Annotated in this window: 25 protein-coding genes; 3 read left to right on the top strand and 22 right to left on the bottom strand. The window is 43.9% G+C overall.

Going from position 1 to position 23655, the window contains the following annotated elements:
* The first annotated feature begins 28 nt into the window (after window positions 1–28).
* From DQQ10_RS20780 to DQQ10_RS20790, 3 genes are read left to right on the top strand one after another with little or no spacing between them, the layout of a single operon-like run.
* Entirely contained in the window at window positions 29–1054 is a 1026-nt protein-coding gene (locus DQQ10_RS20780; RefSeq protein ID WP_112748950.1) for a LacI family DNA-binding transcriptional regulator, read from the top strand.
* A 21-nt stretch (window positions 1055–1075) separates the two neighbouring features.
* Entirely contained in the window at window positions 1076–3244 is a 2169-nt protein-coding gene (locus DQQ10_RS20785; protein ID WP_112748848.1) for an alpha-glucuronidase family glycosyl hydrolase, read from the top strand.
* A 30-nt stretch (window positions 3245–3274) separates the two neighbouring features.
* Entirely contained in the window at window positions 3275–4027 is a 753-nt protein-coding gene (locus DQQ10_RS20790; protein ID WP_112748849.1) for an SDR family NAD(P)-dependent oxidoreductase, read from the top strand.
* Window positions 4028–4089: 62 nt separating this feature from the next.
* On the opposite strand, the gene DQQ10_RS20795 is transcribed toward DQQ10_RS20790, so the two are convergent.
* The 22 genes from DQQ10_RS20795 to DQQ10_RS20900 form a co-directional block, all read right to left on the bottom strand.
* On the bottom strand, window positions 4090–5463 hold the full coding sequence (locus DQQ10_RS20795) for an NADH-quinone oxidoreductase subunit N (protein WP_112748850.1): 1374 nt from the start codon (window positions 5461–5463) through the stop codon (window positions 4090–4092).
* A gap of 1 nt (window position 5464) precedes the next feature.
* Window positions 5465–6937 (bottom strand): complex I subunit 4 family protein, encoded by a 1473-nt coding sequence (locus tag DQQ10_RS20800; protein ID WP_112748851.1) that lies wholly within the window; start codon window positions 6935–6937, stop codon window positions 5465–5467.
* Between the two features lie 39 nt (window positions 6938–6976).
* On the bottom strand, window positions 6977–8908 hold the full coding sequence (gene nuoL / locus DQQ10_RS20805; RefSeq protein WP_112748852.1) for an NADH-quinone oxidoreductase subunit L: 1932 nt from the start codon (window positions 8906–8908) through the stop codon (window positions 6977–6979).
* Window positions 8902–9219, bottom strand: a complete 318-nt coding sequence (nuoK, locus tag DQQ10_RS20810) for an NADH-quinone oxidoreductase subunit NuoK (protein ID WP_112748853.1) — start codon at window positions 9217–9219, stop codon at window positions 8902–8904. The genes nuoL and nuoK overlap by 7 nt, the downstream gene beginning before the upstream one ends.
* Window positions 9220–9251: 32 nt before the next feature.
* Entirely contained in the window at window positions 9252–9704 is a 453-nt protein-coding gene (locus tag DQQ10_RS20815) for an NADH-quinone oxidoreductase subunit J family protein (RefSeq protein ID WP_112748854.1), read from the bottom strand.
* A gap of 62 nt (window positions 9705–9766) precedes the next feature.
* On the bottom strand, window positions 9767–10333 hold the full coding sequence (locus DQQ10_RS20820) for a NuoI/complex I 23 kDa subunit family protein (protein ID WP_112748855.1): 567 nt from the start codon (window positions 10331–10333) through the stop codon (window positions 9767–9769).
* A 38-nt stretch (window positions 10334–10371) separates the two neighbouring features.
* Window positions 10372–11412 (bottom strand): NADH-quinone oxidoreductase subunit NuoH, encoded by a 1041-nt coding sequence (gene nuoH / locus DQQ10_RS20825; protein ID WP_112748856.1) that lies wholly within the window; start codon window positions 11410–11412, stop codon window positions 10372–10374.
* The gene (locus DQQ10_RS20830) at window positions 11409–12413 is read right to left on the bottom strand and encodes a 2Fe-2S iron-sulfur cluster-binding protein (RefSeq protein WP_112748857.1); all 1005 of its coding nucleotides are present in this window, start codon (window positions 12411–12413) and stop codon (window positions 11409–11411) included. The genes nuoH and DQQ10_RS20830 overlap by 4 nt, the downstream gene beginning before the upstream one ends.
* Window positions 12414–12475: 62 nt before the next feature.
* A complete protein-coding gene (locus DQQ10_RS20835) occupies window positions 12476–12841 on the bottom strand; it encodes a four helix bundle protein (protein WP_112748858.1) in 366 nt (121 codons plus the stop codon).
* A 131-nt stretch (window positions 12842–12972) separates the two neighbouring features.
* Window positions 12973–14331: an NADH-quinone oxidoreductase subunit NuoF gene (nuoF, locus tag DQQ10_RS20840; protein WP_112748859.1), complete on the bottom strand. Its 1359-nt coding sequence runs from the start codon at window positions 14329–14331 to the stop codon at window positions 12973–12975.
* 40 nt (window positions 14332–14371) lie between these two features.
* A complete protein-coding gene (nuoE, locus tag DQQ10_RS20845; RefSeq protein WP_112748860.1) occupies window positions 14372–14911 on the bottom strand; it encodes an NADH-quinone oxidoreductase subunit NuoE in 540 nt (179 codons plus the stop codon).
* A 9-nt stretch (window positions 14912–14920) separates the two neighbouring features.
* Window positions 14921–16129 (bottom strand): NADH-quinone oxidoreductase subunit D, encoded by a 1209-nt coding sequence (locus DQQ10_RS20850; protein WP_112748861.1) that lies wholly within the window; start codon window positions 16127–16129, stop codon window positions 14921–14923.
* Between the two features lie 9 nt (window positions 16130–16138).
* Window positions 16139–16639 (bottom strand): NADH-quinone oxidoreductase subunit C, encoded by a 501-nt coding sequence (locus DQQ10_RS20855; protein WP_112748862.1) that lies wholly within the window; start codon window positions 16637–16639, stop codon window positions 16139–16141.
* Between the two features lie 65 nt (window positions 16640–16704).
* Entirely contained in the window at window positions 16705–17262 is a 558-nt protein-coding gene (locus tag DQQ10_RS20860) for an NADH-quinone oxidoreductase subunit B (RefSeq protein WP_112748863.1), read from the bottom strand.
* A gap of 2 nt (window positions 17263–17264) precedes the next feature.
* Window positions 17265–17636 carry an NADH-quinone oxidoreductase subunit A gene (locus DQQ10_RS20865; protein ID WP_112748864.1) on the bottom strand — a complete coding sequence of 124 codons (372 nt, stop codon included), beginning with the start codon at window positions 17634–17636 and terminating at the stop codon, window positions 17265–17267.
* Between the two features lie 511 nt (window positions 17637–18147).
* The gene (locus tag DQQ10_RS20870) at window positions 18148–18543 is read right to left on the bottom strand and encodes an ExbD/TolR family protein (RefSeq protein WP_112748865.1); all 396 of its coding nucleotides are present in this window, start codon (window positions 18541–18543) and stop codon (window positions 18148–18150) included.
* Window positions 18540–19244, bottom strand: a complete 705-nt coding sequence (locus tag DQQ10_RS20875) for a MotA/TolQ/ExbB proton channel family protein (protein ID WP_112748866.1) — start codon at window positions 19242–19244, stop codon at window positions 18540–18542. Before DQQ10_RS20875 ends, DQQ10_RS20870 begins: the two co-directional genes overlap by 4 nt.
* Before the next feature lie 217 nt (window positions 19245–19461).
* The gene (locus DQQ10_RS20880) at window positions 19462–21132 is read right to left on the bottom strand and encodes a tetratricopeptide repeat protein (RefSeq protein ID WP_112748867.1); all 1671 of its coding nucleotides are present in this window, start codon (window positions 21130–21132) and stop codon (window positions 19462–19464) included.
* A 31-nt stretch (window positions 21133–21163) separates the two neighbouring features.
* Window positions 21164–22105: a PstS family phosphate ABC transporter substrate-binding protein gene (locus DQQ10_RS20885; RefSeq protein ID WP_165824038.1), complete on the bottom strand. Its 942-nt coding sequence runs from the start codon at window positions 22103–22105 to the stop codon at window positions 21164–21166.
* A complete protein-coding gene (locus DQQ10_RS20890) occupies window positions 22098–22346 on the bottom strand; it encodes a hypothetical protein (RefSeq protein WP_112748869.1) in 249 nt (82 codons plus the stop codon). The genes DQQ10_RS20885 and DQQ10_RS20890 overlap by 8 nt, the downstream gene beginning before the upstream one ends.
* Window positions 22343–23143, bottom strand: coding sequence for an energy transducer TonB (locus DQQ10_RS20895; protein ID WP_112748870.1), 801 nt, complete (start codon window positions 23141–23143; stop codon window positions 22343–22345). The genes DQQ10_RS20890 and DQQ10_RS20895 overlap by 4 nt, the downstream gene beginning before the upstream one ends.
* Window positions 23140–23655, bottom strand: a complete 516-nt coding sequence (locus tag DQQ10_RS20900) for an ExbD/TolR family protein (RefSeq protein ID WP_112748871.1) — start codon at window positions 23653–23655, stop codon at window positions 23140–23142. Before DQQ10_RS20900 ends, DQQ10_RS20895 begins: the two co-directional genes overlap by 4 nt.

Raw genomic sequence — 23655 nt, forward strand, 5'->3', positions numbered from 1 at the left:
CCGTATTTTGCAAATGGAAAAGCAGTTCATGACCACTCAGAAGGAAGTCACCATATACGACATTGCCGAAGCCCTCGATCTTTCGCCGGCGACTGTCAGCAGGGGACTTAAAGATCATCCGGCAATCCGCAAAGACACGCGGAAACGTATTGTCGAAAAAGCACGGGAACTCGGTTATCAGCATAACTCGTTTGCATCAAACCTCAGAAGAAATAAAACCAACACCATCGGCGTAATTGTGCCGCGACTCAATAGCTACTTTATGTCAACCGTTATTGCGGGGATGGAAAAAGTCGCCAATGCTGGAGGATATAATCTCATCATCAGCCAATCGATGGAGTCTGTTGACAAAGAAGTTGCCAACGTGAAAACGCTCTTTAACAGTAGGGTGGATGGTTTTCTTGTTTCCCTTGCTTACGATACGGAAGACTTATCGCATTTTGATATGGTGCTCGACAAAAATATTCCCTTGATATTTTTCGATCGTGTATTTGAACATCCAAAATGTATTTCAATTGTGATCGATAACTTCAAAGCTGCCTATGAAGTAACAACACATTTAATTAGTCAAGGATGCAAACGTATTGTTCACATCTCCGCTAATCTCAAACGTAACGTATATACGGATCGTCTTCGCGGATATAAAGCCGCGTTATTGGATCACAATATTCCTTACGACGAGAAGTTGGTATTCTTTAATAACCTCAGTGACCAAGCCGGAATCGAAGTTTCCGAAGCTATTCTGAAAATGGAGCAGCGTCCCGATGGAATATTTTCTTCGAACGATGCGTGTGCGGTAAGTTGCATTCGACAACTGAAACTCGCCGGATTAAAAGTTCCTACCGATATCGCCGTAGCCGGATTTAATAACGACCCACTTTCAAAAGTTATAGAACCGAATCTTACTACGGTAAATTACCCAGGACAAGAAATGGGCGAGCTCGCAGCGTCGACATTGATACGACGTCTCGACAGATTAGAAGGAGCCAACCTCAATACGATGGTCCTTCGTCATGATCTTATTGTGCGTGAATCTTCATTGAAGAAGGGTTAATATTCAATCCACTATTTTGTTATGAACAACCTGGCTTGCCGTATTGGATATTTTTTGTGTTGCCTATTGGTAACGACGATTAGCATTGCCGATGATGGTTATCGGCTCTGGCTTAAATATGATCCATTAACGGATCGTGCAATTGTTAAACATTATCAATCGTCGATCACTTCGATTTTGGTTGACGGAAATTCAGAAACGATTGACGTCATTAAACGCGAGTTGGCGATGGCCACATCGGGTCTGCTTCAATCCAAAATTCCATTCATCAATCGCATCGAAAAGAACGGGACGTTGGTGATCGGAAATATAAATGCTTCGTCCATTGCTTCTTTGCAGTTTGATAGATCATTACTTCAGAAGTCTGAAGAAGCTTATCTGATCAAAAATATGATCGTCAAAGGTAAGCGCTGTATTGTGATTACGAGCAGATCAGATCGCGGCGTACTTTACGGTGTTTTTTATTTTATCCGATTGCTCCAAACACAACAGCGTATTGATGGGCGAGATGTTGTGAACAGTCCGGCAATTGCAAATCGTATTCTTAATCATTGGGATAATCTTGATCGTACTGTAGAACGCGGTTATGCTGGCTTTTCATTGTGGGATTGGCATCGCTTACCGGCATATGTTGATCAACGTTATCACGATTATGCACGCGCCAATTCGTCCATCGGTATAAATGGTACGGTGCTTACCAACGTGAATGCTAATGCACAAGTGCTAACACCTTTTTATTTGGAAAAAGTAAAAGCGCTCGCTGATGTGTTTCGACCTTATGGGATAAAAGTTTATCTCACGGCGAGATTCAGTGCGCCCATGGAAATAGGCGGTTTATCTACAGCCGATCCATCTGAAAAAAATGTTCAGCAATGGTGGAATGATAAGGTGAAAGAAATTTATCGACATGTACCAGACTTTGGTGGTTTTCTCGTGAAAGCAAATTCCGAAGGACAGCCAGGTCCACAGAATTATAAACGAACACATGCTGATGGCGCGAATATGCTCGCTGATGCGCTTGCTCCATTTGGGGGCATCGTGATGTGGCGCGCATTTGTATACGACAACGAAGTTCCCGTTGACAGGACTAAACAAGCGTATAACGAATTCAAACCGTTGGATGGATTGTTTCGAAAAAATGTAATCGTACAAGTTAAAAATGGTCCGTTAGACTTTCAGCCACGTGAGCCTTTTCATCCGTTGTTTGGTGCGATGGAGAAGACGCCGTTGATGATGGAGTTTCAACTCACACAAGAGTATCTCGGCTTTGCTACACATCTTGCATTCCTTTCTCCAATGTGGGAAGAATGTTTGAAGTCAAAAACATTTGCGCATGATAAACCTTCCACGGTTGCTGAAATTATTTCCGATGAGAGCAGGCAGTATCAATCAACGGCGATCGCTGGTGTTGCAAATATTGGCAATGATAGAAATTGGTGTGGACATCCATTTGCACAATCCAATTGGTATGCATTTGGAAGATTGGCCTGGGATCCTTTTTCTAATTCATCGCAAATCGCTGATGAGTGGGCACGCATGACTTTTTCAAACGATCAGAATACCATTCAGAATATTAAATCGATGATGCTGCCGTCACGTGAATTGGTTGTAAGCTATATGACACCGCTCGGACTGCACCACTTGATGGGATGGAATCATCATTACGGTCCAGCACCGTGGATTAAAGATAAACCACGAGTCGATTGGACGTCGGTGTATTACCATCGCGCCGACAGCATGGGCATTGGTTTTAATCGGACATCAACGGGAAGTAATGCATTGGAGCAGTATCAACAACCTGTGCGCGATCTTTATGAATCGCTAGATAAATGTCCTGACGAATTACTGTTGTGGTTTCATCATGTTTCTTGGAATCACAAGATGACGTCGGGGCGAACGCTTTGGGAAGAGATGTGTTACAAATACCAGGCTGGTGTTATCGGTGTTAACAATATGAAAACGTTGTGGGACAAGACTCGAGCACAGGTTGACGAGGAACGTTACAATGCTGTTAAGCAACTGCTCGAGATTCAATATCAAGAAGCGGTCTGGTGGCGCGATGCATGCCTACTGTATTTCCAAACCTTTAGTAAGAAACCGATGTACGGTGATTTTAAACCGGCACATACATTAGAATATTATCAACAACTAGAATTTCCATTTGCACCAGGTATAAAACCGAAGTGGTGAAAAAAAATATTTACAAAGCGAGATAAGATAATGAACGATAAAGGAACTCAAAAGATAGCCATCGTGACGGGTGGTGCTTCAGGATTGGGATTTGCAATTGCGCAAAAGCTAGTGTGTAAAAAAATTACGACCATCATTGTAGGACGTAATGCACAAAAATTACAGGAAGCAAAATCGCAGCTAGGCGAATTTTGTCACATACGGGTGGCAGATCTTACAACGCTCGAGGCAATACCCGCATGGGTAGAAATGATCGTGAACGAATTTGGTAAGATTGATGTGTTGGTCAACAATGCAGGAATCAATATGAAGAAACCGACTACAGAAGTCACCGATCTGGAATTTCAGCAGATCATTCAAACGAATCTGACCAGTGTGTTTACATTATCACGCGAGGTATCGAAGCACATGATTCGCGCAGGTGAGGGAAACATTGTGAATATTAGTTCGATGGCGGCTCACTATGGTATCCCGAAGGTAGTCGCGTACACAGCTTCAAAATCGGCAATAGAAGGGATGACGCGTAGCCTTGCCGTTGATTTATCACCTTTAGGCATACGCGTGAATTGTGTTGCGCCAGGATTCATTGAAACGAATATGTCAGCAGCGGCTTTAAATAGCGACCCTGAAAGGAAAAATAGAGTACTGGCACGAACACCGATGGGAAAACTTGGCGTACCTCAGGACGTTGCCAATGCAGTGTATTTCCTCACGTCAGACGAAGCATCATTTATTACAGGAGCAGTACTTCCTGTCGACGGTGGAAACTCTATTGGATTTTGATGAACAAAGCGCAGAACATCGAGCCGATCTCTACTCAGCTCGATGTCATAGCTCATAGAGCTTTACAGAAGCTGGATGAGGAAATCTGGGAATATGCCCAGCGCCAACGTAATGAGAATCAAAACGACTATAAGCACTTCTTTTGAAGTCGATACTTTCAAAGGTTCAGCAACAGCGTCTTTAAAATACATCGCGATGATCACGCGGAAATAGTAGTACACGCCGATCAATGAAGTCACAATAGCGACGATTACATAAGGGATCATGCCGTTGTTGATGGCCATGGCGAAGACAAGGTATTTTCCGAAAAATCCTGGTAGCGGCGGAATACCTGCCAGTGATAGTAATGCAATGGTTAATCCGACAGCCACGATGGGATTGCGTTTAAACAAGCCGTTGAATCGTTCTACCAACGTGTTCTCTTCTTTACCACCGACAAGAATCAATGCACCGAATGCCGCCAATGAGGATACAGCATAAGCAGCAAGGTAAAAGAAAATGGTCCCATCTGATTCCTTGTGGTCAGCGAGGAATGCGAGGAGGATATATCCAACGTGACCTACGCTTGAGTACGCGAGCATTCTTTTAACGCTATTTTGATAAACAGCAGTGATGTTCGCGATCACCAATGTAAGCACCATGATCACCAGTAAGATCGTATACCAAACTGGTGCAATCGTTGAAAAGCAAGTCGCAAATATTTTAAAGAATGATGCGATCGCGGCAATTTTCACCACAGTAGACATAAAACCGGTTACAGCAGTAGGCGATCCTTCGTACACATCAGGTGCCCAAAAGTGAAATGGTACAGCGGAAATTTTAAAAGCAAGACCAATCAACATCAGCAATGCGCCAGCATAAAAGAAACTTGGAAGTTCACCGGCGTGTGTGAGCACGTAGTTTGCAATGGTGTTGATTTGAAATGTTCCTGTTGCGCCATAGACAAGTGTAATACCAAATAGGAGAAATCCTGTTGCAAAAGATCCCATCAAGAAATACTTGAAAGCAGCTTCGTTCGATCCAAGATCTTCTTTGCGTGAGCCCGCGAGAACGTACAAGGAAATCGACAAGATCTCAATGCCCAGAAACAACATCGCCATGTTATTGAAGGAAGTCATTAACACACCACCAGCGATGGCAAAGAGAATTAAAGCTGACTTATCAGTTTTGTGGAACAGTGCTTCGAAGAAATCACTGGCCGTCCAAAACCAGAGTAGACTTGATCCGATAATTAGTCCTGTAAAGGCAAGGGAAAAATTATCAAACACGAGCATGTCGTGGTAATAAGCTACAGCAGTATTCCAGTCGGCGACAACAAGTGCTGCCGCGCCGAGGAGTCCGAGCACAATGATCGAGATTAACCACTTTCTAAAGTTGGCGATTTCTGCGATCAGCGAAATGATACCAAGACCACAAATGACAAACAGTGCGTTCATATTACTTTACAGAAGCTGAGTAGTTCGAATAGATTTCTACAATATTTTTTACGGCCGATTCAGAGATGTCCAGCAATGGTGCTGGATACACACCGATCACAATGATCATCAGAACAATTGGATATAATACCAATTTCTCATGCCCCGTGAGATCTGTGAATGTCGCTGTTATCGCATTCGCTTCGCCCGACATAGACTGCTGGAACGAACGCAGCATGTATACAGCGCCGAGGATAATCGTCAAACCTGCAACAATACCCAAGGCAAACTTGTATTGCACAAGTGAATTGATCAGTAAGAACTCACCAACAAAGCCGCTGGTTGATGGGAGCGCTACGCTACCTAGCATTACAATGATGAAAACAGTAGTGAAAATAGGTGCAGCGTTACGAATGCCACCAAGCTTAATCAGTTCAGATGTTTGTGTTCTTCTCTGTATAATATCAACAATGAAGAATAACGCAACAACCAAAATACCGTGACTGATCATTTGAATCATGGCGCCTTGAATACCTGTTTCGCTCAAGGTGAAGATACCAGCGGAAATCAGTCCGACGTGGGCAATAGAAGAATAAGCAATCAATCGCTTTAAATCTTTTTGCACAATGGCGATACACGACGCATAGATGATACCGATCACCGAGATGATCACGGCCGTTAATCCCCATTCCTTCACACCGAGAGGAACCAGCGGTAGGAGCCAGCGAATCACGCCGTAAATACCCATCTTCAACATAATGCCAGACAACAACATGGTGCCTTGTGTTGGCGCGTTTGTGTAGGTGTCGGGTTGCCATGTGTGGAATGGGAACACCGGCATTTTAATAGCGAAAGCAACAAACATCGCCCAGAAAATTAGTGCTTGCGGGTAAGGGCCAAGTGCTGCGCCTGCATCATACAATGCGTAAATATTAAATGTGTGCTCACCAGGTGTAAGGAAATAGAGGTACACCAAGGCTACTAGCATGAACAAACTTCCCGCGAGCGTATAGATGAAAAACTTCAACGTGATTCTTCCGCGCTCTGCACCACCCCAAATCAAGCAGATGAAATAAATTGGAATCAATGCGGCTTCCCAGAAGAGATAGAAAAGTAGTCCATCACGCGCCGTAAAAACACCCACAAGCGCCATTTGCATCATCAGTATTAAGCCATAGAACGTAGAAGGCTTTTCGTATTGATGTCCAAATGATGAGAGAATGATGAAAGGAACAAGAACGGTAGTGAGTAGCACGAGCAAAAGACTGATGCCGTCGATGGCTACATAAAAGCTAAGTCCAAGTGAATCAATCCAAGGAACGTTGACAAAGTATTGCAATCCGCCATTTTTATCAAAACTGTAAGCAACGAAAAGAGACGCGGCCAATTCGATTATTGATGCGGCAAGTGCCCACACCTTTGCATGCGCGGGTTTTAAAACCAACAGCAATACAGAGATTAGTAGCGGAAAGAAAATTAAAAATACCGTAAGCATATGTCTATCGTTTTGATCAGCACAAATGTGTCGATCTGATTATTTCAAATTGTTAGCGACCAAGATCAGCACGATGCCGATCACCATAATGAAGATGTAGTACCCGATACTTCCATTCTGTAACAAACGTGCCGTACGACTACCCCATACCACGAAGCTTCCCGAGGCGTTTACAAGTTTGTCGATCCCCAATCTTTCAATGAATGCTTCGAATACCGCAGAGATATGATACAGTGGCTTCACGATGATTGCGTTGTACAATTCATCGATGTAGTATTTGTTCATGAGTACACGTTGCAATCCAGTCGTTGTTTCGTCTGTCGCGGGAACATGGTTGTTCTTTGCATAGCGACTGTAAGCGAAAATGATTAAGATGATAGTAGCGCCTACAATACCGCCCATCAAAGCGTATTCTGTTGCATGACTTAAGTGATCGTGGTGCGCTAGAAATTGTGTTGACGAAGCAAACACGGGCGCGAGATAGTGACTCAGCCAATGCGATCCATGGAGTACTTCAGGCACGCCCATAAATCCACCCGCAAGAGAAAGAATAGCCAACACGATCAACGGAATTAAAATGCTTTTTGGTGACTCGTGTATGTGATGCATTTTTTCATGACTTGCTCTTTCCTTTCCGAAGAACGTCAGGAAGAACAAGCGGAACATGTAAAATGCGGTGAGGAGGGATGCACCGACGGCAAGTACCCATACAATTTTGTTTTGTGCGAAAGCGTTCGCTAGAATTTCATCTTTCGAGAAAAAGCCTGCAAATGGAGGGATTCCGGAGATCGCCAACACGCCAATGAGGAACGTCATATACGTTACAGGAAGATACTTTTTCAATCCACCCATATTGCGTATATCCTGCTCGTTGCCGAGGGCGTGGATTACGCTACCCGCGCCAAGGAACAATAATGCTTTAAAGAAGGCGTGCGTTGCCATATGAAAAATACCCGCTGTAAATGCGCCAAGGCCGAGCGCGAGAAACATCAATCCAAGTTGACTGACAGTAGAGTAGGCTAGAACTTTCTTAATATCGTTTTGCTTGAGTGCGATCGTTGCTGCGAAGATTGCCGTTGCTAAACCAACGATCATGACAACCGTTAATGTAGCAGGTGCCATCGCATAAAGTACGTTATTTCGTGCAATCATGTAGATACCCGCGGTAACCATCGTTGCAGCGTGGATAAGTGCAGATACAGGTGTCGGACCCGCCATGGCATCGGGAAGCCAAGTATACAGTGGGATTTGCGCGCTTTTTCCCATTGCACCAACGAAGAGTAACATGGTAATCCAAGTGATTAAAATGCCATGACTTTTTAGTGCTTCGGAATTTTGTAAGGCATTTGCAAATACATCTGGGTATGAAATGCTTCCAAATTTCCAAGCGATCAAAACGATACCGATGAGCAAACCAAGATCACCGACGCGGTTCATGATGAATGCTTTGTTCGCAGCATCATTATAATTTTGATTCTTGAACCAAAATCCAATCAAGAGATAAGAGCAGAGTCCCACGCCTTCCCATCCTACAAACATGAGTAAGTAGTTTGATCCCATCACGAGGAGGAGCATGAAGAACACGAATAGATTGAGATAGGAGAAGAAACGGTTGAAGCCTTTGTCGTCGTGCATGTAACCAATGGAATACACGTGAATTAAAAAGCCAACACCGGTAATGATGAGCAAGAACAGTGACGACAGCGGATCGAGTAGGAAGCTGATGTTGGCAGAAAAACTACCTGCAGCAAACCATTGATAGAGTGTTACCGTAATAGAACGCTCAGCTTCTGGAGCGCTGAGTAGTTTTGTGAAAAGTACTACCGACGTGATAAATGACAGTAAGATAGCACCACAGGCGATGAAGGCAGTGACGCCATGGGAAAGCCTGCGAACGTTCAGTGCAACAATCAAAAAGCCCAGTAACGGAAATAGCGGAACAAGGCTGATGAGAAATTCTGTATTTACCATTTTAAACGATTCAGAATATTAATGTCTGTAGTTTTTGTATTGCGATACATCATGATCAAGATCGCAAGGCCTACAGCTACTTCGGCAGCAGCCACAGCCATAATGAAGAAAACGAAAACCTGTCCAGCAGCATCGTTTAGATAAGTGGAGAACGCAACAAGCAACACGTTCACCGCATTTAACATCAATTCGATGCACATGAAAATGATGATGGCGTTCCGGCGATAGAGCACACCCAACACCCCAATGGTGAAGAGCGCAGCTGCGAGCCAGATGTAGTAGTCTATCGGAATCCCGTTCTGTGGTTGCATTCGCTGTAAAAATTTATTCCAGGCTTCTTAAATTAAATTGTATCATTTGTCTTCTCTGACTTACCGAGCATTACAGCTCCAACCATTGCCGCGAGAAGAAGGATCGAGGTAATTTCAAAGGGCAACAAAAACTCTTTGAACATTACTTCTCCTAATGTTTTTACATAACCGATTCCAGCTTTACCAGATTGTTGAACAATAGCTTCTGTACCTTTCAAGGAACCAACAAGTACAACGAGCAGTAACCCAGCGCAAATCACTGCTGCGAATTTTAAAATGTTGCTCTTATGCGGTTCCGACTCACGGTTCAAATTTAAAAGCATGATTACATACAGGAACAATACCATGATTGCGCCGGCATATACAATCACGTGTACAACCGCGAGGAACTGCGCATCCAGTAAGATGTAGTGGCCTGCGATGGTAAAGAATGTGATAATCAAATACAGTACGCTATACACGGGGTTCTTCGAGAAGACTACCATCAATGCAGAGAGCACGGCGAGAAATGAAAGAAAATAAAACAAGTTGAGCGTCACGGGGCGTATTATTTATTATGACTTAATTGTTTTTGCTGTTTGAATTCTTGAACCGCAAGTGTTTGACGCTTAGTAACGTCAATGCGATCGTCCACTTTTTCAACAAGTTTATCCTTGCCATATACAAAGCCGGTTCTAGAATAGTCAGTTGTTACAATACGGTCGGTAAGGAAGATTGCTTCTTTCGGACATGCTTCTTCGCACAATCCACAGAAGATGCAACGTAACATGTTGATCTCATAAGTAGACGCGTACTTTTCTTCGCGGTACAAATTCTCTTCGCCTTTCTTACGTTCCGCAGCGGTCATGGTAATAGCTTCTGCAGGACAAGCAACAGCACAAAGTCCACAAGCGGTACATCTTTCTGCGCCTTTGTCATCGCGTTTTAACACGTGTTGTCCTCTCCAGATAGAACTGATCTCGCGCGTTTTTTCTGGGTACTTCACCGTTGACTTTCTGCGGAACAAGTGCCTGATCGTAATCATCACACCACCAAGAATTGCTGGTAGATACATTCTTTCCCAGAAATTCATTTCCTTCTTGACAACTAATTTCGACCTGTTGGTTAATTGCATACGCTTATATTTTTCTTGTGACCTTTGGGGTCAACTACTTATTTGAAAATCAAATACGACGCTACGGTAATGAAAACATTGGCTACGGCCAGTGGAATTAAAATCTTCCACCCTAAGTTCATCAGCTGATCGTAGCGGAAACGTGGAATAGTCCAGCGAATCCACATGAAGAAGAAGATGAAAAACGCTACTTTAGCAAACATCACGACTGTACCGATTATCGTGATCATGTTTTGATCAAGTCCCAAATCGTTCATGAATGGGAAGTTGTATCCGCCAAAATAGAGTGTCGAAATCACCGCCGATGAAATGAACATGTTGATATATTCGGCGAACAAGTAGAAACCAAGTTTCATACTGCTGTATTCGGTATGGTATCCACCGACGAGTTCAGTTTCACATTCTGGCAAGTCGAACGGCGTACGGTTACATTCAGCGAATGCACAAATTATAAAGATGAGGCATCCGAGAGGATGATAGACTACATTCCAAAAATTCCAGTCACCGCCAGTACCACCGGCTTGTTGTGCGCTAATCTCCGAAAGACTGAGTGTACCTGTAATAGCGACAAGAGCGATGATAGAAAGGCCCATGGCGATTTCATAGCTAATCATCTGTGCAGAAGCGCGAATAGCGCCCAACAATGAGAATTTATTATTTGATGCCCAGCCTCCGATCATGATACCATAAACACCGATGGATACAACTGCGAAAACGTACAGTATCCCGTTGTCAAGTTCTGCAATCTGTAGCGCGTATGTTTCACCACCGATTGTAAGTGTTCCGCCCCAGGGAATCAGAACGCCCGCCATCAATGCTGTCATCATGGCAATACACGGACCGAGTATGAATAAAAATTTATTCGATACTACTGGAATGATTTCTTCCTTCATGATGAACTTCAATCCGTCTGCAAGTGGCTGAAGAATACCGAAAGGGCCCGCGCGGTTAGGACCAATCCGGTCTTGAAGGAACGCTGCCACTTTTCGTTCAGCATATGTCGAATAAGCTGCGACCAACAGCGTGATCACGAATACTAACGCAACAAGAATGATTTTAAATGTTAAAAAAGTGATCATGCTTGTGATGTATTAGATTGTGGAAGTTGTTTTCCTTTTTGAAAGGTGAGCTGCCTGTCGACTTCAAGCTTCAACTTTTGAAGATCAATTTTTTCATAGTGATTCTGTGAGATCACTGAGTTTCTTTCTATATGACGTGGTCCTTCAACTACCCAGTCTTTCATGTTCTTGTGATCGTAGCGGCACTCGTTACAGATGAACTCTTTCACTTCGCCGTACTGATCTTTGCGCGCCGACACGCGTAACACTTCTTCTCCTTTTGTCCAGAGTACTACTTTGCCGGAGCATGTAGGGCAGTCGCGATGGGCATCGAGTGGCTTTGTAAACCAAACGCGGCTTTTGAAACGAAACGTTTTATCGGTCAATGCGCCCACAGGACAAACATCGATCATATTTCCAGAGAAGTCATTGTCGACTGCTTTTTCAATATAGGTACTGATTTCAGAGGCATCACCGCGGTTTAATACACCGTGCACGCGGTTATTGGTAAGTTGATCTGCAACGAAGGTACAGCGATAACAAAGGATGCATCGTGTCATGTGCAACTTGATCTTATCGCCGATATCGATCTTCTCGAATGTTCTGCGCTCTTCTTCATAGCGTGTCTTTGCAGCGCCGTGTTCGTACGCAAGATTTTGAAGATCACATTCTCCCGCTTGATCACAAATAGGGCAATCAAGAGGGTGGTTAAGTAATAGAAATTCTACTACGCCCTTTCTAGCTTCGAGCACTTCTGCCGACGAAATATTTTGAACGACCATGCCATCCATCACAGGTGTACGGCAAGAAGCTACGAGCTTAGGCATCGGGCGTGGATCTTTCGCGGATCCTTGTGTTACCTTCACTAAGCACACGCGGCACTTACCACCTGTTTCTTTCAATGACGAGTAGTAGCACATTGCTGGAGGAACAACATCGCCACCAATTTGTCTGGCAGCATTCAGGATCGTTGTGCCATCCGCTACTTCTACTTCAATTCCGTCTATCGTTACTTTAGCCATTTTTTGGGCGTTAATCGTTATACGTTATACGTTAATCGTAAAATGCATTTCAAAGTGCGCTATTACGACGTTTTCGCTTTTTGTAGATAATTAATGAATCCATTCAAAACAGCGATGCAATTCATGATATCCGTCTTCAACTCTTTCAATTGAGCTTCGTCAATAAAATTCTCTTCATGGGATACGATCAAATGATCGAGCAATTCATAAAGAGAACCCCGTGCTTGCCTGCAGAACTGAATATATTCCTGATAATGGAATCTTCCATAGCCCTCGGCAATATTTGCTGTGACCGATCTCGAAGCTCGAATGATCTGATCAACCAATCTATACCTTTCCTCTTTTGGAAACGTCTGGACTATCTTCAAAATCTTCCTCCGAAGAAGGGCAGATTTTTTCCAGCAGTCCAACTCCTGGAATGTCTCCATAACACAACGATTTAAGATGGCTCAAACAACGGCGCTGAAATCAATAAGACCGCAGCATATAATTCAAAATATTTTTTCTTTTTTAACGATTAACGATTAACGATTAACGATTAACGATTAACGATTAACGATTAACCTATCACAGCTACACGCTCGGAAACAAAAGGAGTTATCTCAAAATGCTTCGGATTAACAACCTTCTCCGGGTGCTTCACATGGAATTCAAACTCTTCGCGGAAGTGGCGGATAGCACTGGCTACGGGCCATGCTGCTGCGTCTCCCAACGGACAGATTGTGTTTCCTTCGATTTTCTTAGCGACGTCTACCAATAGGTCGATGTCACTTGCTTGTCCATGGCCGTGTTCGATGCGGTGAAGTACTTTCTCCATCCAGCCAGTACCTTCACGACAGGGACTGCATTGTCCACATGATTCGTGATGATAGAAGCGTGCAAAGGTCCAAAGGTTGCGAACGATACAAGCCGTTTCATCATATACAATGAAACCACCAGATCCGAGCATTGATCCACTTACAAAACCACCATCGGAGAGTGATTCATAAGTCATCAGCCGCTGCTCACCTTTCGCAGTTTTTAATAAAAGTTCGCCTGGCAGAATTGGTACGGAAGAACCTCCAGGCACGCATGCCTTAAGTTTTCTTCCTTTCCAGATACCACCGCAGTATTCGTCACTATAAATAAATTCTTCAACTGGAAGCCCTAATTCGATTTCATAAACACCTGGCTTGTTGATGTGTCCGCTAGCGGAAATCAATTTCGTTCCAGTGCTCTTGCCAATACCGATCTTTGCGTATTCATCGCCACCCATGTTAACGATAGGAACCACTGCGGCAATGGTCTCAACATTGTTAACAACGGTTGGGCTAGCGTACAAACCAGCAATCGCAGGGAATGGAGGTTTAAGACGTGGATTACCACGCTTTCCTTCTAATGATTCTAAGAGCGCTGTTTCTTCGCCGCAGATATAGGCACCTGCACCAGGTTGGACATACAGATCCAGGGAGTAGTCGGTACCGAGAATATTTTTTCCAAGGAAGCCGTTTGCATAAGCTTCGGCAATTGCTTTTTCGAGGATACGAATAACATACATGTACTCGCCGCGTACGTAGATGTACGAAGTTCGTGCACCCAAGGCAAAACTACTGGTGATCATGCCTTCCACGAGAATGTGCGGAATTTTCTCCATGAGATAGCGATCCTTAAATGTTCCAGGTTCGCTTTCATCGGCATTGCATACGAGGTAACGCGGTTTTTCGCTCTTACGATCGAGGAAGCTCCACTTCATACCGGCTGGAAAACCGGCACCACCTCTACCACGAAGTCCAGACTTCTTCACTTCTTCGGTCACAGCATCTGGCGTCATCGTCTTCAATGCCTTCTCGACAGAAGCATAGCCGCCTTGCTTACGGTAGACCTCGAAGGTTTCAATTCCAGGTACATTGATGTGTTCCAGTAGTAACTTCTTGCCCATAGGTTCGTTATCGTTATCCGTTATGCGTAATGCAGTAAGACTACATCACACGGTTATCTTTCATGTATGTACTACGCTGACCATTTGCGCGAAGCTTTTCAATAAGCGTATCAACTTTGTCGTTTGTGAGATTCTCATAGAAATCGCCGCCGCATTGAAGCATCGGCGCTGTGCCACACGAACCAAGACATTCAACTGTCTTCAGCGTGAATTGACCATCTGACGTTGTCTCGCCAACTTTAATTCCAAGCTTCTTCTCGAAATGCTCCACGATGTCGTCGGAACCTCTTGACCAGCATGGACCGGTTTGACAAACTTCAATCAAGCATTTGCCAACCGGATTGAGGTTGTACATCGTATAAAATGAAGCGACTTCGTAAACTTCAATTGGCTTGATGCTGAGTATAACAGCAACATAATCCATAACAGCCGGACTTAGCCAACCATCGAATTCAGCTTGAGCAATGTGAAGTAGTGGAAGGAGTGCAGACTTCTGTCTTCCCTCAGGATATCTTTTAATGAGACGCTGAACCGTGGCCATCGTCTCTTCCGAAAACTGTATCGTTTTGGTCTCGCTCATAATTCTAACTTAAGCATCAAGCTCACCAGCGATCACGTTCATGCTACTCATCGTCAGAATAGCATCCGACAACATCGAGCCTTTGATCATCTCAGGATATGCTTGATAGTAAATAAAACATGGTCTTCTGAAGTGTAAGCGGAAAGGTGTACGACCACCATCGCTGATGAGATAGTAGCCGAGCTCGCCGTTACCACCTTCAACACTGTGATATACTTCACCAACAGGAACATCAGTTTCACCCATCACAATTTTGAAGTGATAGATGAGTGCTTCCATGTTGTTGTAAACTTCTTCTTTCGGCGGAAGGTAAAATTCTGGAACCTTCGCGTAGTGAGGTCCTTCCGGCAGCTTGGCAATGGCTTGTTTGATGATGCTCAAGCTCTGCCACATTTCTTCTTGACGAACCATGAAGCGATCGTATACATCGCCATTGGTTCCTACCGGGATAACGAAATCAAATTCGTCGTAAGATGTATACGGGTTAGCAACACGAACGTCATAGTCAACGCCAGCAGCTCGCAAGTTTGGTCCCGTGAACGAGTAGCTTAACGCTTTCTCGGCTGTAATACCACCACACTTGATGGTACGATCCATGAAAATTCTATTGCGCTCCAGTAGGTTTGCAAACTCTTGCAATACAAGCGGAAACTCTTTGATGAATTGATCGATCTTCGCCCAAGCTTTAGGCGAGAAGTCGCGTTCAAATCCACCGATACGTCCGACGTTTGTTGTCAAACGCGCGCCACAAATTTCTTCGTAAATCTCGTAGATCAATTCGCGTTGTTGGAAGAGATACACGAAGCCCGTAAGTGCACCCGTGTCCACACCGATAACGGCATTACAAATGATGTGATCGCTAATGCGTGCGAGCTCCATCACGATTACGCGCAAGTATTGAACACGCTTTGGGATTTCTACACCGAGAAGTTTTTCTACCGTCATGTGCCAGCCGATGTTGTTGATCGGGGCCGAGCAGTAGTTAAGACGATCGGTGATTGGTGTAATTTGGTTGTATGGTCTGCGCTCCGCTAGTTTTTCGAATGCGCGATGGATATAGCCAATAGTAGGTTCAGCTTCAACGATGATCTCACCATCCATTTTCAACACATTCTGGAATATACCGTGTGTTGCCGGGTGGGTAGGACCTAAGTTGAGATAAGAATACTGTTTTTCCTCTTTTGGATTTTGATCGATGACCGGTTGATTCGCTTGCATAGTATTCAATTATCGTCCAAACATGGTATCGTTCTTATCTTCGCGGGTTTGATCTTCCAGCGGATATTCTTTTCGAAGGGGGAAGATGATCATATCTTCTACATTCAAAATTCGTTTCAACTGAGGATGCCCGGTAAAAGTAACGCCGTAGAAGTCGTATGTTTCGCGCTCCATCCAATTGGCGGCTGGGAATACCGTTGTAAGCGTAGGCGTTACAGGATTCTCGGCCGGTAAGTATATCTTCAGGCGAAGTCTGTTATTCGATACCAAGTTGTGAAGTTGATACACTACGGCGATCTGATTTAGATCCGGATAGTGTACCGCACACATGGTGGTGAGGAATTGAAATTTTGTATGGGGATGTTTGTAAAGATGCTGGATTACCTCAATGATTTTCTCTGATTTTACCGTGATGGTTAGAAAATCGTAGAGTGTTTCAATACGAAGAATTTGATCTTCATATTTTTCGTTGAGCGCAGCGGTGATTTTTTCCTGTTCCGATATTTCCATTTTAGATGCTTAGCGAAAGATCGTCGGCAATAGGTTCATCATTGCTGGCTGATCTTTCCGTTCGGTTACTCTATGCCATATTTGTTCAACATTGCCTTGTACTCTTCTGAATCTCTTCTGCGAACAGACTCTGTTTCTACAAGGTGCTGAATTTTTAAAATGCCATCGATAATTTGCTCCGGACGCGGTGGGCATCCAGGCACGTATACATCTACGGGAATGATTCTGTCGATTCCCTGAAGAACACTGTATGTATCGAAGATACCACCACTACTCGCACAAGCACCAACAGAAAGCACCCAACGTGGCTCGGCCATCTGTTCATACACTTGACGCAAGATCGGTCCCATTTTCTTCGCGATGGTTCCCATCACCATCAATAAATCTGCTTGGCGAGGAGAGAAGCTCAATCGCTCCGATCCAAAACGCGCCAAGTCGTAATGTGCGCCCATCGTTGCCATGAATTCTATACCACAGCAAGAGGTTGCAAAAGGCAATGGCCAGATCGAATTCTTACGGGCCATACCGACTACCTTATCAAGACTTGTCGCGAAGAATCCGGCACCTTCAATGCCTTCAGGTTTCTCGACGAGTGTTACTTTATTTGCAGTTGTTGTTTCCATGATTACTCCTCCCACTTTAAAGCTCCCTTTTTTAAGATATAGAAAAATCCCACGAGCAACAGGGAAATGAATACGGTCATTTGAATGAAGCCTTCCCAATGAAGACTCTTAAAGTTCACGGCCCAAGGATACATAAAGATCACTTCCACATCGAACAATACGAAGAGTATCGCAACCAAGAAGTACTTAATGTTAAATGGTATGCGTGCATTTCCTTTAGACTCGATGCCGCATTCAAAAGTATCTAACTTGATTTTGCTCTTCCGCTTCGGACCCAACACGTGTGTCGCGATCATGGTTGTTACCACAAAGCCCAATGCAAAAATGAACATGAGGGCGATGGGTAGATACTCGGCTAAGTTTGGATTTTCCATAGTATTTCAGGCAGTGCAAATTTCATTTTTTATTGCTTAAACACCACTAACCAATGGAGAAATTTGCGGTTATTCTTCAAAAAATATTACTTCTAAGCGCGTTCTACTGCATTTTAATGCTGTTCTAATTTTCAACACAACAAAAGGCGCTTGCTTATTTTTAATCGTTCTAAATGACTCTGGATTACTCGATATTAACACACGTCATAGCGCTGATGTTCCAGCGGCAGTGAGAAATACTTGGGGTGGGAGGTGGGTATTGGGTATTAGGAATTGGGCGTTCGGTTATTGGGTATTGGGTATTAGTTATTAGGTATTAGGCGTTCGGTTATTGGGTATTAGGAATTAGGTGTTGCGTATTAGGAAATGCAAATGAATAATGCCTGAGAAGGAGGAAGAGGAGGAGATTGGCCTTGGAAGAAAAGCCTTGGCAGAAAAAAGATGAACAACGCTTATCGCTTGATGATGACTGATAGCGTTAAGATAAAACTGAGGACAGTAAACTTAGGGCTTATTTCTTTTTGGTTGCGAGGACCATCTTGATCTTCTGGCTGGTACCGACTTGCATGATGTCCACGAGTTCTTGTATTTCGTGATTGTAAGGCATATGGATCACCACCGTGGGTTCGTCAAGACCTTCACAAGCTTTGGCGAGTTCTTGCTCAAGGTTGGCAGAAGGGACAGGGCGCTTGTTGATGTAGTACTGTTTGCTTTCTGTTACCGTAAGGATTACGGGTTGTTTGTTGAGCGCTTGTGTTGCTTTGGACTGCGGGAGAAGTACTTTAATCACGTTCGGGTTGGTCACCGTAGAGATGATCAAAAAGAACAACAGCAAGAAGAACATGATGTCATTCAGGGAAGAGGTAGAGACCTCTGCTTGAAAGTGATTTTTTCTCCGGATCTTCATCGTGCAGGGCTAACAATTGAACGAATGAATTCCAATGAATCGCGTTGGGCAGTCAATGTAAAATGTTGAATGCGTTGTTGAATTAAGTGGTACCCAGTATAAGCATACACACCGACGATCAACCCGGCACCGCTGGTAACCATTTTAACATACAGACCGCTGGCGATGATACCAATACTGATATTGTCGGACAGTGAGATCTGATAGAATATTTGGATGATACCCCAGATGGTACCGATGAACCCCAGCATAGGAGCAATACCCGCAATGACGCCGAGGTAGTTTGTATTTTTTTCCATTTCGCCGATTTCAACATTGGCGACAGACTCCATCATCGACTCGATGTCTTTTACCGGCTTACCGATGTAGCTAATTCCTGTTCCGATGATTTTACCTACGGCAGAGTCTTCTTTGTCGGCGAGGAGAGAAGCGCCTTTGATGTCGGCTTCACGCAATAGCTTGCTGATGGTTCGTACGAAATCGCCTTTCGTCTTGGTGGCTGCCTTGAGATAAAGGAAGCGTTCGATGATGAGGTAAGTCGCGATGATCCACAAGAGGAAGATGGGGATCATGATCGCACCACCTTTCATCACCAGGTCGGCGACAGAGATGCTTTGTTCAGCGGTTGTATTTAGAGCGACGGAAGTCGAGTCGGATGGCGTTGTAATTTGAGCGAGAATGGCGATCAATCCTGTTTGCATGGAGATCAGTTTGGTTTTAGTTGCACCAATATAACTGCTTTTGTGAAGCAGTATTTTAATTTTTTGATGCGGTTAGTTAAAAAAATATGGCCGGGGCAGGAGCAACGCGCTTCAAAGCGGTTGTTGATTACAAGAATCAACGTTCATGTCGAAACCTTTTAACTGCAAAAACGCATGGATACCGCCACGTTGTCCTGCACGCTCCCTGGCCAAAGTCTTAGTTATTCTTAAGTTGCTGTTGTTGAGCAGCAGCTTTCTTCTGCGCAATTCTAGCTTCAGCGATCGCCTTCTTACCGTCTTTTGCACGTTGATCGTTTGCATCGATGGCAAGAACTTTATCAAGATAGGCTTCGGCTGCATTCATATTGCTATTCACCTGAATTTCATATCCGCTTAGGTAATGATAAGCCTCTATGAGCTCCTTTTTGCTTTTATCAGCAGTAATTAGTGCTTTTTCGATTAGCATTTCAAACCACTTTTTAGCAACACCCTTTTTCATATCTTTTTCCCCTTCTATTTGTGCGTTAGTACGACCAAGCCAGAGGTAGGGGAGTGTTGAATTAGGTTGCAACTCGGCGAGCTTTTGGAATGTTGAGTCGGCACTCGTGTAATCTTCCATTACATACTCCGCTCTGCCGAGGTTATAGAGATTTTGAGACAGGTTAGTTTTTTTTCCTGTAGCAATAACTGCGCGATATGCGAAAACAGCGCTATCATATTTTTTGCCAGTGAAATATAGCTGCCCCACCTTGGCAAGAAGCTCTGTTTTAGAGGTGTCTGCAGCATATGCTTTCGCGAAAGAACGAACAGCTAATGAATCCTGCTTCATCTCTTGAAGCATCTCACCGTGGTAGTTCCAATCGGCAGCAGAAATATCTTTGCCTGCTTTCTGCTGATACTTTGCAAATAGGCTTTTCGCTTCGTCAAATTTTTTCGCTTCCACTGCCGCATAGAAAGCGTATTTGTATGTGGTTAGACTAACCTCAGGCTTCGCCAAAAGTTTGGTGAAGATGGCGTTTGCCTTATCATATTGCTTATCCATGAAAAGGTAGAAAGCATAATTCGATTCTGCTTTTTCAGGATTTTCAATGTTCTTCATGTAATTCTCCCAAGCTGTAACAGCCTTTGAAGATTGTTTTGTTTGATAGTAAAGCTCACCGAGTTCTTTGTATGCCGGGGCGAAGGTTGGATCTGCCGTCGTCGACTTGACCAAATTCTCTTCCGCAACAGCGTTGTTTCTCGATCTGAAATAAACTAAACCAGTTTTATAAAACCCAAGACCATCCGTTGGCTCAAGCTTCGCAGCTTTCTCATAAGCAGAAACTGCTTCACCACCTTTTGGTGGATTCATTTTCATTAATGCGTCACCTAATACAATATTGGTTTGTGCATCAGTGTCATTGATAGCTTTTGCCTTTGTAGCATTAGCCACGGCATCAGCAGTAGTGCGATCACTCAAAAGATATCCTTCAGCGACGGCGCGAAGTACCTCTGCATTTTTAGACTTACTTACAGTTAACGCTTGATCGAACAATTGCTTTGCTTCTGCAGCATTGTTGTCGAGCATTCTCAAATAACCTTTACCGGCAATATTGAGCGCGTTCTTAGGATCTTTTTCAATACCCTTTTGGAAAGTGATTTCAGCAGACTTCTTGTCGCCAGTTTTTGCCTGCACCATGCCTTGGTAGTACAACACGCGAGCATTATCAGGGTAAGCCTGAGCAGCTTTTGTGATTGTTTCAAGGGCTTTGGTGTTCTGCTCACGATTTAGCAATCGAACAGCGTTTTTAATTTCTTGTTCTTGCGCGATCGCGAAATTTGATACAAACAAGGCTGCAAGGGCGAATGCGGCAAACAGCCCTTTTCTTTCACTATTAAACTCCTTCATGTTAATTCTCAATTTTAAAACAAAGTTAAATTTAAAAACCTCCGCGATTAGTTTCTACTATCCGTACAGGCATAGTAGCAGGAACCAAGCCAGATTTTAAAATAATCCGCTGGCCCTTATCGCTTGCCACAAACCTACTAAAACCTGTTGCCAGACCGGTATAGGACTCGGTAACCGTCATAAAAACGTTTCTTTTTAGTGGATATCGGCCCATAGAGATATAGGCTTGGAACGGTTTGCTGAAATCTTCCCCTTCCTGGGTAGCCAATCCGACAACTTTGATCGAATTTCTAAAAACGTTGACCGTTTCATCGTCTTCGTCGCTAATCCAGCTGATGTCAATCAAACCAATGGCTTCGGGATTCCTTGATACATAATCAACCACGGCTGCGTTACTGTCAACAGCAAAGCAATTTGGTGGAAGTTTTGTTAGCGGCATTAATGAATCATTGAGGAATTTGATCATACCAGATTTAGGTTGATCAAATACAACCTTCAATGGTAAGGCGGCGCGCTTTTTACTGAGCTGGTTCCAGTTGTTAACTTTTCCGCTCAGAATGTCTTTCAAATGATCTAGCGTTAGTAGTGTGTCTGGGTTGGATGGGTTTACAATTAATGCAATCCCACCAATCGCGATTTTTTCTTCTTTCGCTTTTGATGAACGACTGGTCAGAATCTGCTTTTCATCGGCAAGCAGATTGCGAGAAATAAAGATCGCCGTTACACTGTCTTTTAGGAGTGTGTCGATGGCAGTCTGTTCAGAGACATAGAATACGTCGATTTTAGCGGATGGGTAAAGCCCTGTGAAAGCATTCACTTCAGCTTCAACAATAGGCTTCAGTGCTTCATCCGCGGCAATCTTGATATAGCCGGAAGTAGGCTTACTTGTTCTCTTGTTATTTTGTTGCTCGCGTGAACCGCATCCCGCTGAAAGGGAAACAATCAGCGCTGCCAGAAACCAATATTTATTCATCGTCTTTTGTAGAAAATTGCCGAAAGGCTCTGTATCCTCTGAAGATGCCATAAAGGATCAGTACAATACCCAATGCGATAGGGTAGGGACCGAGTTTGCCTTTGCCGAGATTGGCTTCGATGGCATCGTATCTAAAAAGGATGGCTGTGCCGCCAAGTAAAAAGAGCACAGCCATCGTTCCACTAAGGTATTTGATTATCGAAGGCGACGATCGTTTTACCTCGTTATGTTCTAAACTCATGTAGCCAGTTTGAATCTCACAGGAAGTACGAACTTCACGCGAACTGCTTTACCGTTTTGCTTACCTGGTTTCCAAGGCGGCATCATTTTGATTACACGTTCTGCTTCTTTATCGCATTCCGCGCTGATACCTTTTACGGTTTTAACATCGGCGATTTTTCCATCTGCGTCAACAACGAATCCTACGAATACCGTACCTTCAACGCCCATACGACGCGCTGCTGATGGATACTTGATATTCTTACCGATCCATGCCATCGCAGCTTGCATACCGCCTTCTGGTTCTGGCATCTGTTCTACGACTGCGAATACCTGGTTTGGATCTTCAGCTTCTTGAACCACTTCTTCAACGGGTTCATCGAAAACTACTTCACCTGTTCCAACGATATCTTCAGAGCCGGTTTCAACCTTTTTAATTTCCTCTACTGTAGGCATAGGTTCTTCCTCTACAATCTCTTTATCGGTAACCTTCGGTGGAAGATACTTGATAATAGTTTTTACTGGAGGAGGAATGTTCACCTGTGGAGGAGGAGGCGTGTTCTGGATTGGTGGCGGCGGCTGCAAATCAGTATATCTTACCGTTTTTGCAGGTTTGTCATCGACCACTTCTTCTGGCGTTAAAAACTCAACAATGTATGGTGATGCCACCAATAATCCGATTGTCAAGATTGTAAGCAACCATCCGAGAACAACGTGCTTAGAGTAAGACTTACGGATGAAATAAGCTCCGTAAGCTTTGTTGCGATATTCGAAGACAATGTCTTCCCACCGCGGCGCTTTCACTTGTTCTGCCTTCATAAATTCGATTCTTTAATAAGTTCTTTATCAGCATCGGTGATTTTGACCATGGCAAAACGTTGCATGTTTGTAATGGTCATTTCATCGAGGATGTCGACTACGTTCTTATACCGAGATTCCTCCATTGGTTTGATCAAAATGATCATGCCTGGAATCTCTTTATTCTTCTCGATCAGTACCTTGCGGATACCAGCATCATCGTAATTGGTAACTTTTACTTCAGGATTTGTAATCCCGTGGTACCAATACACCTTATCATTAGGACCGAGAATAACCGTTACTACCTTCTTCTCATTGACTTCTGGTAGCTTGTCTTCTGGTTTAGGGTCCTCAGGCAGCGTGAGCTGCATTGTTTTAGGTTTATTAAGCGTTGTGGTGAGGATAAAGAAGGTCAACAGGAGGAACGCAAGATCCACCATCGGCGTCATGTCAATTTTCGTTGACGCTTTTTTGACGCGTACCTTACCACCATCCGATTTACCACCACCACCGCCTTGACTTACTTCTGCCAT

It is taken from the genome of Pseudochryseolinea flava (assembly GCF_003286915.1).
GTDB classification, from domain to species: Bacteria; Bacteroidota; Bacteroidia; order Cytophagales; family Cyclobacteriaceae; genus Ohtaekwangia; species Ohtaekwangia flava.